The sequence below is a fragment of the Oceaniradius stylonematis genome, assembly GCF_965223445.1.
In the GTDB taxonomy this organism is placed as follows: Bacteria; Pseudomonadota; Alphaproteobacteria; order Rhizobiales; family Rhizobiaceae; genus Roseitalea; species Roseitalea stylonematis.
This window is the reverse complement of record NZ_OZ244994.1, coordinates 1394220-1409441: the sequence shown is the minus strand read 5'-3', so window position 1 is coordinate 1409441 and position 15222 is coordinate 1394220. Positions and strand designations below refer to the sequence as shown.

Here is a 15222-nt window from a genome sequence, read left to right as displayed (position 1 = left end):
TATTGAGTTGGCCGCGTTCAAGCCAAATCTGCGAGGGGAGGGCGGATGGCCGGGCCGGTCGACATGGTGATCCGCAACGCGACCCTCGCCACCATGGTGCCGGGCGGCGCGCCCTATGGGCTGTTGCGCGACGGCGCCATCATCGTCCGGGATGGTCGGATCGCCTGGGCCGGGCCGGCGGCGGACATGCCAGATGCAGGCGACGCGACGATTCGTGATCTGGGCGGGCGTCTGGTCACGCCGGCGCTGATCGATTGCCACACCCATCTCGTGCATGGCGGCAACCGGGCGCGCGAGTTCGAAATGCGGCTCGAAGGGGCGAGCTATGAAGAGATCGCGCGGGCCGGCGGCGGGATCGTCTCGACGGTCGCCGCGACCCGCGCCGCCGACGAAGACTCACTGCTCGCCAGTGCGCTGCGCCGTGTCGATGCGCTGATCGCCGAAGGCGTCGGCGTCGTCGAGATCAAGTCGGGCTACGGGCTCGACGCGGACACCGAACTGCGCATGCTGCGCGTGGCGCGGCGCATCGCGCGGGACCGGCCCGTGCGGGTGCGCACGAGCTTTCTTGGCGCTCATGCGGTGCCGGCCGGAATGGAAGCGGACGCTTACATAGATGATATCTGCATTCCCGCGCTGCGCCGCGCGCATGCAGACGGGCTGGCCGATGCGGTGGACGGGTTCTGCGAAGGGATTGCGTTCTTGCCGGAACAGATCGCCCGTGTGTTCGATGTGGCGGTGGAACTGGGCCTGCCGGTCAAGCTGCATGCGGAACAATTGTCCGATCTGGGCGGTGCGAAGCTCGCTGCATCCCACGGCGCGCTGTCGGCCGACCATCTCGAATATCTGGGCGCCGACGGCATCGCCGCCATGGCCAAGGCCGGCACGGTCGCCGTCATCCTGCCCGGCGCCTTCTACACGCTGCGCGAGACGCAAGCTCCGCCGATTGCCGCATTGCGCGCGGCGGGTGTGCCGATGGCGGTGGCGACCGATGCCAATCCCGGCTCGTCGCCGATGGCCTCGCTGCTGCTCGCCATGAACATGGCCTGCACGCTGTTCCGCATGACGCCCGAGGAAGCGCTGGCAGGCACCACGCGCAATGCCGCGCGCGCGCTGGGGCTTGACGATTGCGGCACGATCGCGTCCGGCCTGCGTGCCGATTTTGCGGTATGGGATGTCGAAGAACCGGCTGAACTCAGCTACCGGATCGGCTTCAATCCGCTGTACAGACGGATCTTGGGAGGCCAGTTTTGACACAAACGTTCGAGCCCGGCCGTCTGGACATGGCGCAGATGCGCGCTTTTTTCGCCGGCGGGCGGGCGCCGGGCGTCGATGCGCGCGCGCGTGCCGGCATCGACCGCGCCGCGGCGGTGATCGCCGATATCGCGCGGGGCGATGTGCCGGTCTATGGCGTCAATACCGGGTTCGGCAAGCTGGCCTCGATGCGGATCGCGCCGGACGACACGGCCCGTCTGCAGCGCAATCTGATCCTGTCGCATTGCGCCGGCGTCGGCGATCCGCTGCCGCGCGCCGAAACGGCGCTGATGATGCTGCTCAAGGTCAACTCGCTGGCGCGCGGCGCATCGGGCGTGCGGTGGGAATTGATCGCACTGCTCGAAGCGATGCTCGCCCATGACATCTGGCCGAACGTGCCCGAACAGGGGTCCGTCGGCGCCTCGGGCGATCTGGCACCGCTTGCGCACATGGCCGCCGTGATGATTGGCGAGGGGCAGGCTTGGGGTGCCAAGGTGGACGGTCATCCCGTGTCCGGCGGCGAAGCGCTGGGGAACGCCGGCCTTGATCCGATCGTGCTCGGCCCGAAGGAAGGGCTCGCGCTGATCAACGGCACGCAATTTTCGACGGCGGTCGCGCTCGGCGCCCTGTTCGACCTGTGGCATCTGGTCGAAAGCCAGATCGCGGTGGCGGCCCTTTCGACCGATGCGATCATGGGTTCGACCGCGCCCTTGCGCCCGGAGATCCATGCGCTGCGCGGCCATCGCGGACAGATCGAGGTGGCAGCCGCGATGCGCGGCCTGCTGGACGGCTCGGAAATTCGCGAAAGCCACCGGGAGGGCGACACGCGCGTCCAGGACCCCTATTGCATCCGCTGCCAGGCGCAGGTGGCGGGCGCCGCGCTCGACCAGCTGCGCATGGCGGCGCACACGCTCGCCATCGAAGCCAATGCAGTCACCGACAATCCGCTGGTGTTCGAGGACGCTTCGGTCATCTCGGGCGGCAACTTCCATGCCGAGCCGGTCGCCATGGCAGCCGACCAGATCGCCATCGCGATCGCCGAGCTGGGCGCCATCGCGCAGCGCCGCATCGCGCTGATGGTCGACCCGACATTGAGTTTCGACCTGCCGCCGTTCCTGACGCCCGAGCCGGGGCTCAATTCCGGCCTGATGATCGCCGAGGTCACGTCAGCCGCGCTGATGAGCGAGAACAAGCATCTGGCCAATCCCTGTTCGACCGATTCGACGCCGACATCGGCCAATCAGGAAGATCATGTGTCGATGGCCGCCCATGGCGCGCTGCGGCTGCGGCGGATGGTCGACAATCTGGCGCATATTGTCGGCATCGAACTTTTGTGCGCGGCGCAGGGCGTCGAGTTCCGCGCGCCGCTTCAGACCAGTGCGCCGCTGCGCGAACTGGTCAAACGACTGCGAACGACGGTGCCGCCGCTGGGCGAAGACCGGATGGTGTCGGCCGATATTGGCAGCGCGGCAGCGCTCTGCGCATCCGGGCTCGACCTTTGCACCCTGGAGATGGGCGAGAGCGCTTCGTTATGAGATCGGAACAATTCTGTTTGCCGACCGGTGTGGCGATCCGCCAGGAGAAGCGTGCGGCGCGTAGCGGGGCTACGGGCAAGCGGTTTGACGTCGCGGGTGTCCACCGGTCGCAAACCCGAAGGGCCGGGCCGGTTTGGTCCAACTCCGGCGGCCTTCGGCTCGGCCGTATCCCGATACGACCATCGCCAAAGCCCTTGGCCTTGAACCAAACCCACACCGGCAGAATGGTTCGATCTCATAACGGAGCGCTCTAATGACCGACCCGCGCCACAATGTCCGAGACGTGTTCCCGCCGACCGGGCCGCAAATCACGGCGAAAAGCTGGATGACCGAGGCGCCGATGCGGATGCTGATGAACAATCTGCATCCCGATGTCGCCGAAAACCCGCACGAACTCGTCGTCTATGGCGGCATCGGCCGGGCGGCGCGGACCTGGGGCGATTTCGACCGGATCGTCGACGCGCTCAAGGCGTTGGACGATGACCAGACGCTGCTGGTCCAGTCGGGAAAGCCGGTCGGCATTTTCCGCACCCATGCGGATGCGCCGCGCGTTCTGATCGCCAATTCCAATCTGGTGCCGCACTGGGCCAATTGGGATCATTTCAGCGAACTCGATCGCAAGGGCCTGATGATGTACGGCCAGATGACGGCGGGCTCGTGGATCTATATCGGCACGCAGGGCATCGTGCAGGGCACCTATGAGACCTTCGCCGAGGCCGGCCGGCAGCATTATGATGGCGATCTGACAGGCAAATGGATCCTGACGGCGGGCCTTGGCGGCATGGGCGGCGCGCAGCCGCTGGCCGCCGTCTTCGCCGGCGCGTCGTGCCTTGCCGTCGAGTGCGATCCGACGCGCATCGATTTCCGCCTCAGGACGAAATATCTCGATGAGAAGGCCGAGACGCTCGACGAGGCGCTGGCGATGATCGATGCATGGACGAAGGCGGGCGAGGCCAAGTCGGTCGGCCTTCTGGGCAATGCGGCCGATGTTTTCCCTGAACTGGTTCGGCGCGGCATCCGGCCCGACATCGTCACCGACCAGACCTCGGCGCACGATCCCGTCCACGGCTATCTGCCTCAGGGCTGGTCGGTCGCCCAGTGGCGCGAAAAGCAGGAGAGCGACCCCAAGGCCGTCGAGGCGGCCGCGCGCGCCTCCATGAAGGTGCATGTGGCGGCGATGGTCGACTTCTGGAACGCCGGCGTGCCGACGCTCGACTATGGCAACAACATTCGGCAGGTCGCGCTCGAGGAGGGGCTCGAAAACGCATTCGCCTTTCCAGGGTTCGTGCCCGCTTACATAAGGCCGCTCTTCTGCCGCGGGATCGGCCCGTTCCGCTGGTGCGCATTGTCGGGCGATCCCGAGGACATCTACAAGACTGACGCGGCGATGAAGGAACTGTTTCCGGACAATGCCCATCTGCATCAATGGCTGGAGATGGCGCGCGCGCGGATCGCCTTTCAGGGGCTGCCGGCGCGCATCTGCTGGATCGGGCTGGGCGACCGGCACCGGGCCGGTTTGAAGTTCAACGAAATGGTGGCGAGCGGCGAACTCAAGGCCCCGGTTGTGATCGGCCGCGACCATCTCGATTCGGGCTCGGTCGCCTCGCCCAACCGCGAGACCGAGGCGATGAAGGACGGCTCGGACGCGGTGTCGGACTGGCCGCTCCTAAACGCTCTTCTGAACACCGCCTCCGGCGCGACATGGGTGTCGCTTCATCATGGCGGCGGGGTCGGCATGGGCTTTTCGCAGCATTCGGGCATGGTGATCTGCGCCGATGGCACCGAGGACGCCGCGCGGCGGATCGAGCGCGTCCTGTGGAACGATCCGGCCACCGGTGTGATGCGCCATGCGGATGCCGGCTATGAGATCGCGCGCGACTGCGCGACCGAACACGGCCTCGATCTGCCGGGCATCCTGTAGCGGTCATCCCGATGCCAGCGGGCTGACATAGCCGGGGGGCTTGACGGTGAGCACCGAGCAATCGACCGCATTGAGCACGTCTTCGGCGGTGTTGCCGATGATCAGGCCCGGAATTCCGGTGCGCACCAGCGTGCCGATCACCAGAAGGTCGACGCCCATCGCATCGACATGGGCCGGGATGACATCGCGCGGCCGGCCCCGTGCCAGATGAGGCACGATCGCGGCCGGCAGCGCGTCTTCAGCCATGTCCTCCCTGGCTTGCCGCGTAAGCGCATCGAGCGCCTTGCGGCGGGCCGCTTCGGTTGCGTCCAGATAGCGGCGCACATCGCCCGAATCATTGGTCCAGCGGCGCACCAGATCCTCGGCCGGCGCGTCCCATACATGGGTGATGTGCAACGTCGCGCCGCTTGACGCTGCAATGCGGCAGGCGGTCTCGACGATGATGCGGTTGAGGGCGTCGTCCCTGTCGCCCTCTTCGTCGTCGAGATCGACGGCGGCCATGATCGTCCTGGGCGGCTGGGCGGCGCCGGGCATGGCGAGCCAGACCGGGCATGGGCATTTGCGCAGGAGGTGCTGGTCGGTCGAGGTGAACAGGTAGCGGTGCTTCTGGTCGAACGGCTCGGCCATCTTGATGACGAGATCGCGTCCGTTCTCGATCACATCGCCGATGATCTCGCGGAACGGCCGCCCCAGCCGGGTCTCGATGGCGATGGTCAGGTCGCCGGCATAGGACGCGACCCTTTCGGCCAGTGCGGACTTGAGCGCATCCATCATTCCCGCTTCGATCTCGGCGGCCTCGACGCCGGCAAAGCGTGCGAGATGTTTGATCTCCGCATGATCGTCACCGACGGCCAGCGCCGTCAGCCGGGCATTGTTCGCGCGGGCCAGATCGGCGGCGCGCGCCAGGCTTTCGGCGCCGCCGTCGCCGGTTTCGCAGACCGCAACGATGTTGGAGAACGGCGCTGCCGCCGGGCGGTCGGCCATCACTGGACCTCCTCTTTCTTGGAAGCGGGTCTGGCGGGTTCGCGCGCCTGCGCGCGTTCGGTGCCGAGCACCAGGCTTGCGGCCTGCGAGGCGGCATCGCGATAGGGATTGAGCACCAGATCGGCGCCGCCCTGCTTCAGCCGTTCGGCATTGTCTTCGCTGTGTACCGCAACAGCGGTGCGGCCGGCAAAACCGGTATCGTGCAGCGACCGGATCAGCGACCGGCGCGGATCGTCATGGGTGATGCCGGTATCGTGCTCGGGCACCGCCGAGATCGCCCAGCGAACCGGGGCCAGCGGCAGATGGGCGATGAACTCCGGATCGGTGGCGTCGCCGAACATCACGTCGAACCCCAACTGACGCGCCTCGCGCACGGCAACCGGATTGAAGTCGACGCCAAGCACCTTCAGCCCGGCGCTGTCGAGTTCTTCGGCAATCGCCAGGCCGTAGCGCCCCAGCCCGAAGATGACGACATCGTGCCCGTCGGCGCTCGGCTGCCAATTGTCCTCCTCGGTGCCCGCGCCGCGCCGCTCGAACGGACCAAGGACCGGCTCGACGAACCGGTAAAGCTGGTGCGACCAGGTGATCATGTAGGTGGAGGCGGCGATGGTGATCAGGCCGACCAGCGTCACCAGCCCCATGGCGTCGGCTGCGACATGGCCGATGGCGACGCCCATGGCCATGAAGATCAGCGAGAACTCGGAGATTTGCGCCACGGTGAGGCCGGCGAGGAAACCGGTGCGCTTGCGGTATCCCATCGCGCCCATGATCGCGAGCACGATCAGCGGATTGCCGATCAGCACGAACAGCGAGAAGACGATGGCCGCGCCGATATTGTCGCCGAGCACGCCCAGATCGAGCGACGCGCCCAGCGCGATGAAGAAGAACAGCAGAAGAAAGTCGCGCAGGCTGGCAAGCCGCGCGGCGATCGCTTCGCGGAACGGTGTCGAGGCGAGCGAAACGCCGGCGAGGAGGCCGCCGAGCTCCTTGCCGAAGCCGAAATAATGGCCGAGCGCGGCCAGAAGCGCGGCCCAGCCGATGGCGAAGGAGATCATCAGTTCGGGCGCCCGCGACAGCCTTTCCATCAGCGGGTTCGCGGCATAGCGGATGAACAGGCCGACGGCGACGAGCATCAGCGCGCCATAGCCGAACACCGACAGGATGTCGGTGAGCGCCGAGTCGCTCTGCGCACCGACGCCGAGCGCCGACAGCATGATCATCGCCAGCACGACGACAATGTCCTGCACGATCAGGAAGCCGAGCGCGATGCGGCCGTGCAGCGAATCGATCTCGCGCTTGTCCGACAGCAGCTTGACGATGATGATGGTCGACGAAAACGTCAGCGCGATCGCCACATAGATGGCCGTCACCGGATCGAGCCCGAGACCCAGCCCGATCAGAAAGCCGAAAATCGTTGTGAACGCGACCTGGCCAAGCCCGGTCAGCAGCGCGACCGGCCCGAGCGTTCGCACCAGATTAAGGTCGAGCTTCAGCCCGACGAGGAACAGCAGCACTGCGATGCCCAGCTCCGCCAGAAGATCGATATATTCGTCCGACCGGGCGATGTTGAGCACGGACGGGCCGGCGACGATCCCCACCGCGATGAACGAGACGATCAGCGGCTGGCGCAGCAAGAGGCCGACGAAGCCGACGCCGGCGGCCAGCACCAGAAGTGCTGCGACCTCGTAGAAGATGTAGTCGGTGATCGTCTCGGTCATGGGCTATCATCCACGCGCCTGGGCGCTTTTTCCATGGGGCGCACTGCCGCGCCGGTCGCGCCAGGCCCACATGGCGCGCTTTTCCAGTTCGAGAATGACCAGTACGGCGACGCCGACAAGGACAATCTGCAAGCCTTGCAGAAGCGACAGGGGCCGGGTGTCGAAGAAGGCTTCCATGAATGGTGCATAGGTGAACAGAAACTGCAGCGCGGTCACGGCTGTGATCGCGATCAGCACCGGCCGCGTGCCGAACAGGCCGCGCAGCGTCAGTGAGGGTTCGCCCAGATAGCGCACCGAGAACAGGTAGAAGATCTCCATCACCACCAGCGTGTTGACCGCGATGGTGCGGGCTTCCTCGACCGATGAGCCCTGCGCCTGTGCGAGCGCGAACTTGCCGAAGATGCCGGCCATGAACAGGACCGAGACGAAGCCGACACGCCACAGCACGAAGGGCGACAGGATCGGTTCGGAGGCAGGACGCGGCGCGCGCGCCATCACGCCCCTCTCGGCGGGCTCGAAGGCCAGCGTCATGGCGAGCAGCACCGAGGAGACCATGTTGACCCACAGGATCTGCAGCGGCGTGATCGGCAATGTCAGGCCGAGCAGGATGGCGGCGACCAGCGACAGCGATTCCCCGCCATTGACCGGCAACAGGAAGATGATCGCCTTTTTCAGATTGTCGTAGACCGTGCGGCCGGCTTTGACGGCGGCGGCGATGGTCGCGAAATTGTCGTCGGCGAGCACGATTTCGGAGGCTTCCTTGGCCGCCTCGGTGCCCTTCTGGCCCATGGCGATGCCGATATCGGCGCGCTTGAGCGCGGGCGCGTCATTGACGCCATCGCCGGTCATGGCGACCACGGCGCCGCCGTCCTGCAGCGCTTCGACCAGGCGCAATTTGTGCTGGGGGCTGGTGCGGGCGAAGACATCCACTTCCGCCACCCGTTGGCGCAACTGCTCGGCGTCCAGCGTGTCGATCTCCGCGCCTTCCATGACCGTGGCGGTGTTGGCGAGCCCCAGTTGCCGGCCGATGGCGGCGGCGGTGCCGGCATGGTCGCCGGTGATCATCTTGACGCCGATTCCGGCGGCCCGGCATTCGCGCACCGCTTCGATCGCCTCCTCGCGGGGCGGATCGATCAGGCCGACAAGGCCGAGCAGCGTCAGGTCGGTGTCGACATCGCCGAAATGCAGTTCGCCATGGTCCCCGTGGGTCGGCTTGACCGCGATGGCCAGAACGCGCTGGCCCTGGTCCGCAACGGTAGCGGCCTGTTCGCGCCAATAATCGGCATCGATCGGCGCGTCGGTGCCGTCCTTGATGCGCTGGGTCCGGCACATGGCAAGGATGCGCTCCGGCGCGCCCTTGACGAAGATGGTCGCATGGCCATCGTGATCGTGGCGCAGGCTCGCCATGAAGCGGTGCTGCGCGTCGAACGGTATCGCATCGGTCTGCGGCTGGCGGGCCCGTTCGGCGTCCGGCTCGAAGCCGGCCTTGCAGGCAAAGGCGACGAGCGCGCCCTCCATCGGATCGCCGATCACCTGCCACTGGTCGCCGGCGCCGACGAGGTCGGCCTCGTTGCACAGGAGCGCGGCGCGGCCCAGTTCGGTCAGAACAGGATGGTCTGCGACGCGCGCTTCGGCGCCGTCCAGCACGAAGCCGCCATGGGGCGCATATCCGGTTCCGGTGACGCGGTAGGCATGGTTGGCGGTGATCACGCCGGCAACGGTCATCTCGTTCCTGGTCAGCGTTCCGGTCTTGTCCGAGCAGATCACCGAGACCGAGCCGAGCGCCTCGATGGCAGGCAGGCGGCGCACGATCGCGTTCCTCCGCGCCATGCCCTGCACGCCGATGGCGAGCGTCACCGTCAGGATCGCCGGCAGGCCTTCGGGTATGGCGGCGACCGACAGGCCGACCAGCGCCATGAACAGTTCGGTGAAGCCGTAGCCGCCGAGCGTCAGCCCGAAGAATAGGATCAGCGCGCTGAAGCCGACGATGAAGACCGTCAGCCATTTGGCGAACACCGCCATCTGGCGGATCAGCGGCGTCTCGGTCGAGGGGACGTCGGCGATCATGCCGGAAATGCGGCCGATCTCGGTGTCCGCACCGGTGGCGATGGCGATGCCGCGTCCCTGTCCGGCCGCCACCATCGTCCCGGAAAAGGCCATCGAGCGGCGGTCGCCGAGCGGCGCGTCCGCCGCCACCGGACCGGTCGCCTTGTCGACGGGCACCGATTCGCCGGTGAGCACCGCTTCCTCGATCTTCACGCCGCGCGTTTCGCAAAGGCGCAGATCGGCCGGGATGCGGTCTCCCGCCTCGACGATGACGATGTCGCCGGGCACGATGTCCTCGCCCGGAACGGTTCGGCGGCGGCCATCGCGCAGAACCGTGGCCCTGGGCGCCAGCATGTCGCGGATCGCGGCCAGCGCGCTTTCGGCCTTGCCTTCCTGGACGAAGCCGATGATGGCGTTGACCATCACGACCGCAAGGATGACGGCCGTGTCGATCCAGTGGCCGAGCATGGCCGTCGTCGTGCCGGCGGCCATCAGAACGTAAATCAGCACATTGTGGAACTGGCGGGCAAAACGGGCGAGGGGGCCCGCCCGCTTTGGTTCGGGCAGCCTGTTGGGCCCGTAACGTGCAAGGCGTTGCCGCGCACCGTTCTCGTCGAGCCCCTGCTCGACGCGCGTGCCGAACCTTGTCAGCGCTTCGCTGAACGGTTGGTCATGCCAACTCATCATCGTGTCCTTTGGTTTACCGTTGCGACCCGCTCAGCCCTTGGCGCCGTCCGCCTGTTCCCAGGCCGGCGGCCGCGTTGCGTGGGCGTTGACGAACGCTTCGAGATCCCTGACCGCGACGCGGAACTCCCGCCCGAGCTTCACCGCCCGCAGATCCTCGCCGTGAATCCATGCCCGCACCGTGGCCTCGTTCACCTTGAGCAGTTCGGCTATCTCGTGCGTTGTCATGAAGGGTTTGCTCAGCATCGATCGGCTCCACTGAAGTGATTTGAGCATCGGTCAAATCGTCTCAAGCCGCTTTGACACCGATCAAGACGGTTGACGATCGATGGGCCGGGACATGCAGGGGGGCGCGCAGGGTTCCGATGCATCGGGTCGTGCCGGTTGGCTGTTTTCTGTTTGCGTGCACTGCAGTATGAGGGGCTGAGGTCCCAACCCCGGAGAGACGCCCCGTGTCCCATAAAGTCCGCAAAGCCGTCATCCCCGTCGCCGGTCTCGGCACGCGCTTCCTGCCCGCGACCAAGGCGGTGCCCAAGGAAATGCTGACGGTCGTCGACAAACCGGTGGTGCAATATGCCGTCGAGGAGGCGCAAGCCGCCGGCATCGAGCACATCATCTTCGTCACCGGCCGCAACAAGAACGTCATCGAGGATCATTTCGACCACCAGTTCGAACTGGAGCACACGCTCGAACAGCGGGGCAAGGACGAGCCGCTGGCGATGCTGCGGGCCGACCTGCCGCAGGCGGGCCAGATCAGCTATACGCGCCAGCAGCAGGCGCTCGGTCTTGGCCATGCCGTGTGGTGCGCGCGCGAGATGGTCAGCGCCGGCGAACCCTTCGCCGTGCTGCTGCCCGACATGGTGATGACCGGCGATCCGGGCTGCCTGTCACAGATGGTCGAGGTGCATGGCGATCGCGGCGGCAATGTCGTCTCGGTGGAATCGTGCGATCCCGACCAGGCTCACAAATACGGCATCGTCTCGATGGGCGAGACGTTCGACGATGGCTCGTTCTCGATCACGGGCATGGTGGAAAAGCCGGAACCGGGCACCGCGCCGTCGACCTATTTCCTCAACGGACGCTACATTCTCGATGCGTCGATCATGGGGCTTCTGGGCCGGCACGAAAAAGGCGCGGGCGGCGAAATCCAGTTGACCGATTCGATGCTGGCGCTGATGGACGCGCAGCCATTCTACGGCGTGCCGTTTAACGGCCGGACCTACGATTGCGGCTCGAAACTGGGCTTTTTGAGCGCAAACATCGCGCTCGGCCTTGCCCATGACGAACTGGGCGCGGATCTGCGCACCTTCATCAAGAGCCTCGATCCGTAAGGCCTATTCGGCGGCGATATCCAGATAGCCCATCGGATTGCGCGACTGCCAGTGCCAGGCGTCGGCGCACATGTCGGTCAGATCGCGCTGGGCGGTCCAGCCCATCAGCGCCCTGGCGCGTGACGGGTCGGCATAGCATGCGGCGATGTCGCCGGCGCGCCGTTCGGCGATCTTGTATGGTATCGTCCGTCCGCTGGCGGCCTCGAAGGCGCGCACCATGTCGAGCACCGAATAGCCCTGCCCGGTGCCCAGATTGACCGCCGTGCATTGCGGTTCTTCGAGCATCTGCAGCGCGGCGACATGCCCTTCGGCCAGATCGCAGACATGGATGTAGTCGCGCACGCCGGTGCCGTCGGGCGTCGGGTAATCGTCGCCGAAGACGCTGACGTACGGGCGCCGGCCGACCGCGACCTGGCTTATAAAGGGCATCAGATTGTTGGGCACGTCGGCCGGGTCCTCGCCGATCAGGCCGGACGGGTGGGCGCCAACCGGGTTGAAGTAACGCAGGATGGTGATCGCCCATTGCCGGTCGGCGTCGTAGAGCGCGCGCAGCATGTTCTCGACCACCAGCTTGGTGTGACCGTAGACACTGGCCGTCGACAGCGGGTGATCTTCGGGGATCGGCAATTGCTGCGGGTCGCCATAGACCGTCGCCGACGATGAGAAGATCAGTTTCTTGACGCCGGTGTTCCTCATCGCGGTCAGGAGCCGCTCGGTGCCGCCGACATTGACCTCGTAATATTTGAGCGGCTCGGCCATGCTTTCGCCGACCGCCTTGTAGCCGGCGAAGTGGATGACCGCCTCGCAGCCATGCTCCGTGATCGTCTTTTCAAGCGCGCCGACATCGCGAATGTCGCCTTCGACGCAGGTCGCGGTCTCCTGAAAGAGCTGGCCGAGCCGGTCGAGCACGCGCGGCGAGGAATTGCAAAAATTGTCGAAAATGACGGGACGGTGACCCGCCTCGCGCAGCGCCAGAAAGGTGTGCGAACCGATATAGCCGGCGCCGCCGGCGACCAGGATCTTCATGACGGCTGCTCCTTGCGGTTGGGCCGGGGTTGCGGCCAGCCTGTCACGCAAGGGTTGAGAAAGGGTTCGCGGCGTGTGCCGGCAGGTGTGCCGCTATGAGCGCCAGACGGCGGGGAGCGGCGCGCCGTCGCGCAGGATCGACAGCGCGGCGATCGCCAGTGGCCGCAAGCGGTAGGCGTCGGGCGCCATCAGCCGGACAACGCATTTGCCGGCAAAGGCGCTGACGCCAACCTGTAGTGCGCCGGCGGTCATCGGCGCGAGCGCGGCCCGCAGCCGTTCGGACAGGGCCGCCCGCTGTTCGTCGTCGCCGGGCGCGACATGGACCAGCGTGGCAATTGCCGTGCAGCCCGCAAGCGTTGCCGGGCCGTCTGCGAGCGCCGTGGCATCGCCATCAAGGCGCACATTGTCGGCATGGATCAATTGTCCGGCGCGGCGGATCCGCCAGCGGTCGCGCAGATGCGTGCGGCGCACCGTCTCTCCCATCGCCGCGCGGCCCAGCACCAGCGTTTCAAGCCCCACGAAAGCGGCGTCCGGGGCCATGTCGATCTCGATCGACCGGTCGAGCCCGCTGTCGTCGAAAAGGATCGTTTCCTGCGGCAGCCAGTCCAGTCGGGCGCCGGCGCCGACATCGAGCCGGGTCGTCTGCTGCGCTGTGCCGCCGGCGCTCTTGTAGATGCGCTCGCAGGCCTGGGTGGCGATCGCCAGATGCGTGCCCGCGCCCGCCGCCGCCGACCAGTCGAGCCGGTCGCCGCCCGTCAGCCCGCCGGCGGTGTTGATCAGGACCGCTTCGAGAGCGGTTCCATAGGCTTTCGGGATGCGGATCTTGGCGTTGGCCTTCTGGTGCAGCGCGTCCAGCCGGGTCCGGCCGTCCGGGCCGGCCTTGACCGCGATCCGCCCGGCGCCGACCGAGCGCTGCATCGCCGCCGGTTCGATCCGGCCCTGTTCAACGGCCACCGGGCTGGCTTCCGTCGCCGATATGCCGTGTGCCGCGTTCGCGGGCCAGTTCCACCTGCCGCTGGCGTTCTTCGAAGCGGGCGCGGTCCGCTTCGCTCATCGTGCCGGCGCAATGGCCGCACTGGACGCCGGCCCGGTAATCGGGCGAACGCAGATCCTCGGGCGACAGCGGAGCGCCGCAGGCGCGGCACAATCTGTGGGTGCCCTGCGCGAGGCCCTGGCCGACCGAGACGCGCTCGTCGAAGACGAAACATTCGCCGCGCCACGCACTTTGCGCTTCGGGCACCGTTTCGAGATATTTCAGGATGCCGCCCTTGAGGTGGAAGACGTCGTCGTGGCCGAGCGATTTGACGAAGGCGGTCGCCTTTTCGCAGCGTATGCCGCCAGTGCAGAACATGGCGATCTTCTTGCCGCGCAGCGCATTTTCGTTGCGGCGCACCCAGTCGGGGAATTCGCGGAAGGTGGCGGTTTCCGGATTCACCGCGTTTTCGAACGTGCCGATCTTCACCTCGTAATCGTTGCGCGTGTCGACGACGATCGTGTCCGGGTCGGCGATCAGATCGTTCCAGTCCTCGGGCGCGACATAGGTGCCGACGATCCTGGTCGGGTCGGTGCCCGGCACGCCCATGGTGACGATTTCCTTCTTCAGCCGCACCTTGAGACGGTAGAAGGGCATGGTGTCGGCGAAGCTCTCCTTGTGTTCGAGGCCTGCCAGTTCGGGCCGGGCGCGCAGGAAGGCGAGCATCGCGTCGATGCCCGCGCGCGGGCCGGCGACGGTGCCGTTGATGCCCTCGGAGGCGAGCAGCAGCGTGCCCTTCAGTCCGGCCTTGCAGCACAGCTCCGCCAGCGGCTTTTGCAGTTCCCGGTACGTGTCGAGCCGGGCGAAATGGTAGAGGGCGGCGACGATGACGGGTTTGTCGGTCATGGCGGGGTTCTAGCGATTGATGGCGATGGCGGGAAGGGGTTCGGGGTTCCGGGTTTGTGTTGGCGTAGGGGTGCTCCTCACCTCCCCCTTGAGGGGAGGTCGGCGAGTGGCGAGTGTGAACGAGACAGAGCCGGGTGGGGGTATATGTCAGCTGCGGCCTTTGACTGTCACCCCCACCCGCTCGACCATCGCAGGCTCGGTCTCGCGTGCCTCCCCTCAAGGGGGAGGCGGGCGTGTTCAATCCCTCCGCACCTCCTTTGGAAGCCGAGAGCATGAAACATCTTCAATCGCCCAAGGACTTGCGCTTCCCCTCGGGTCGAGCCCGAGGGTCGACGTGCGCCCTGGGCAAACGCAAAACGCACGTGGGCGCCAGCCCGCGCAAGATTTTGCGCCAGCTTCAAAAAGTCCAGAACAACGGGCGGTTTGGTGAGCCGCGATCCGTAGTTATGTAAGTTGCGGTCGCCAAACCGCCCGTCCGGCGGGCTTGCGGTGATCGTCATGTGAAGCGCCGGCGCGAGGCTCACGCCCTGCCGTGACCGGCTGAACCTTTCGGATTGCCACAGGACCCGTGGCGTCCGGTTGGTTCGGTCGGCCCCGTCCGATCCTGATCGCCGGCCGGGTCTGGCCGAGGACAGGCGCGGACGGACATCGCACACCTTCATTCCGCCCTGCCGTGGGGGTTCATCACCCAGCAACGCGACCGCTCGCATCGCCCGGCAGGCCACCGCCGCGCCCGCCGAAGGTGGTGGCCATCCGACGTTCCGATGGGCGCGGTGGCAGGAGTATGGGGGAGGTGTGAAACGGTTGGACAAGTTTCCCGGCCGGTCCGACTTATCGAACCGCCCGC

The 15222-nt window shown here is 66.5% G+C and carries 11 protein-coding genes; 4 read left to right on the top strand and 7 right to left on the bottom strand.

Going from position 1 to position 15222, the window contains the following annotated elements; all coding sequences use genetic code 11:
- Positions 1–45: 45 nt before the first annotated feature.
- The 3 genes from hutI (at position 46) to hutU (ending at position 4707) form a co-directional block, all read left to right on the top strand.
- Positions 46–1251: an imidazolonepropionase gene (hutI, locus tag ACOQOU_RS07010; protein WP_306024982.1), complete on the top strand. Its 1206-nt coding sequence runs from the start codon at positions 46–48 to the stop codon at positions 1249–1251.
- Positions 1248–2786, top strand: coding sequence for a histidine ammonia-lyase (gene hutH, locus ACOQOU_RS07005; protein ID WP_306024983.1), 1539 nt, complete (start codon positions 1248–1250; stop codon positions 2784–2786). Before hutI ends, hutH begins: the two co-directional genes overlap by 4 nt.
- A gap of 253 nt (positions 2787–3039) precedes the next feature.
- Positions 3040–4707, top strand: coding sequence for a urocanate hydratase (gene hutU, locus ACOQOU_RS07000; RefSeq protein WP_306024984.1), 1668 nt, complete (start codon positions 3040–3042; stop codon positions 4705–4707).
- A 3-nt stretch (positions 4708–4710) separates the two neighbouring features.
- Here the strand turns inward: hutU and ACOQOU_RS06995 are convergent, their stop codons facing one another.
- From ACOQOU_RS06995 to ACOQOU_RS06980, 4 genes are read right to left on the bottom strand one after another with little or no spacing between them, the layout of a single operon-like run.
- Positions 4711–5691, bottom strand: coding sequence for a universal stress protein (locus tag ACOQOU_RS06995; RefSeq protein WP_306024985.1), 981 nt, complete (start codon positions 5689–5691; stop codon positions 4711–4713).
- A complete protein-coding gene (locus ACOQOU_RS06990) occupies positions 5691–7409 on the bottom strand; it encodes a cation:proton antiporter (protein ID WP_306024986.1) in 1719 nt (572 codons plus the stop codon). Before ACOQOU_RS06990 ends, ACOQOU_RS06995 begins: the two co-directional genes overlap by 1 nt.
- A gap of 6 nt (positions 7410–7415) precedes the next feature.
- Positions 7416–10142 (bottom strand): cation-transporting P-type ATPase, encoded by a 2727-nt coding sequence (locus ACOQOU_RS06985; protein WP_420578858.1) that lies wholly within the window; start codon positions 10140–10142, stop codon positions 7416–7418.
- Between the two features lie 30 nt (positions 10143–10172).
- Positions 10173–10385 carry a helix-turn-helix domain-containing protein gene (locus tag ACOQOU_RS06980; protein ID WP_109765265.1) on the bottom strand — a complete coding sequence of 71 codons (213 nt, stop codon included), beginning with the start codon at positions 10383–10385 and terminating at the stop codon, positions 10173–10175.
- A 206-nt stretch (positions 10386–10591) separates the two neighbouring features.
- On the opposite strand from ACOQOU_RS06980, the gene ACOQOU_RS06975 reads away from it, so the two are divergent.
- Positions 10592–11470, top strand: coding sequence for a UTP--glucose-1-phosphate uridylyltransferase (locus tag ACOQOU_RS06975; RefSeq protein ID WP_109765263.1), 879 nt, complete (start codon positions 10592–10594; stop codon positions 11468–11470).
- A gap of 3 nt (positions 11471–11473) precedes the next feature.
- Here the strand turns inward: ACOQOU_RS06975 and galE are convergent, their stop codons facing one another.
- The 3 genes from galE to ACOQOU_RS06960 all read right to left on the bottom strand — a co-directional run bounded on the left by galE (position 11474) and on the right by ACOQOU_RS06960 (position 14375).
- A complete protein-coding gene (galE, locus tag ACOQOU_RS06970; RefSeq protein ID WP_306024988.1) occupies positions 11474–12496 on the bottom strand; it encodes a UDP-glucose 4-epimerase GalE in 1023 nt (340 codons plus the stop codon).
- A gap of 93 nt (positions 12497–12589) precedes the next feature.
- Positions 12590–13414 (bottom strand): urease accessory protein UreD, encoded by an 825-nt coding sequence (locus ACOQOU_RS06965; protein WP_109765754.1) that lies wholly within the window; start codon positions 13412–13414, stop codon positions 12590–12592.
- Between the two features lie 25 nt (positions 13415–13439).
- The gene (locus tag ACOQOU_RS06960) at positions 13440–14375 is read right to left on the bottom strand and encodes a rhodanese-related sulfurtransferase (RefSeq protein ID WP_306024989.1); all 936 of its coding nucleotides are present in this window, start codon (positions 14373–14375) and stop codon (positions 13440–13442) included.
- Between the last annotated feature and the right edge of the window lie 847 nt (positions 14376–15222).

Coding starts and splice junctions, on each gene's coding strand:
- hutI (WP_306024982.1), top strand. CDS start 46: ATGGCCGGGCCGGTCGACATGGTGATCCGCAACGCGACCCTCGCCACC.
- hutU (WP_306024984.1), top strand. CDS start 3,040: ATGACCGACCCGCGCCACAATGTCCGAGACGTGTTCCCGCCGACCGGG.
- ACOQOU_RS06995 (WP_306024985.1), bottom strand. CDS start 5,691: ATGGCCGACCGCCCGGCGGCAGCGCCGTTCTCCAACATCGTTGCGGTC.
- ACOQOU_RS06990 (WP_306024986.1), bottom strand. CDS start 7,409: ATGACCGAGACGATCACCGACTACATCTTCTACGAGGTCGCAGCACTT.
- ACOQOU_RS06985 (WP_420578858.1), bottom strand. CDS start 10,142: ATGATGAGTTGGCATGACCAACCGTTCAGCGAAGCGCTGACAAGGTTC.
- ACOQOU_RS06980 (WP_109765265.1), bottom strand. CDS start 10,385: ATGCTGAGCAAACCCTTCATGACAACGCACGAGATAGCCGAACTGCTC.
- galE (WP_306024988.1), bottom strand. CDS start 12,496: ATGAAGATCCTGGTCGCCGGCGGCGCCGGCTATATCGGTTCGCACACC.
- ACOQOU_RS06965 (WP_109765754.1), bottom strand. CDS start 13,414: ATGCAGCGCTCGGTCGGCGCCGGGCGGATCGCGGTCAAGGCCGGCCCG.
- ACOQOU_RS06960 (WP_306024989.1), bottom strand. CDS start 14,375: ATGACCGACAAACCCGTCATCGTCGCCGCCCTCTACCATTTCGCCCGG.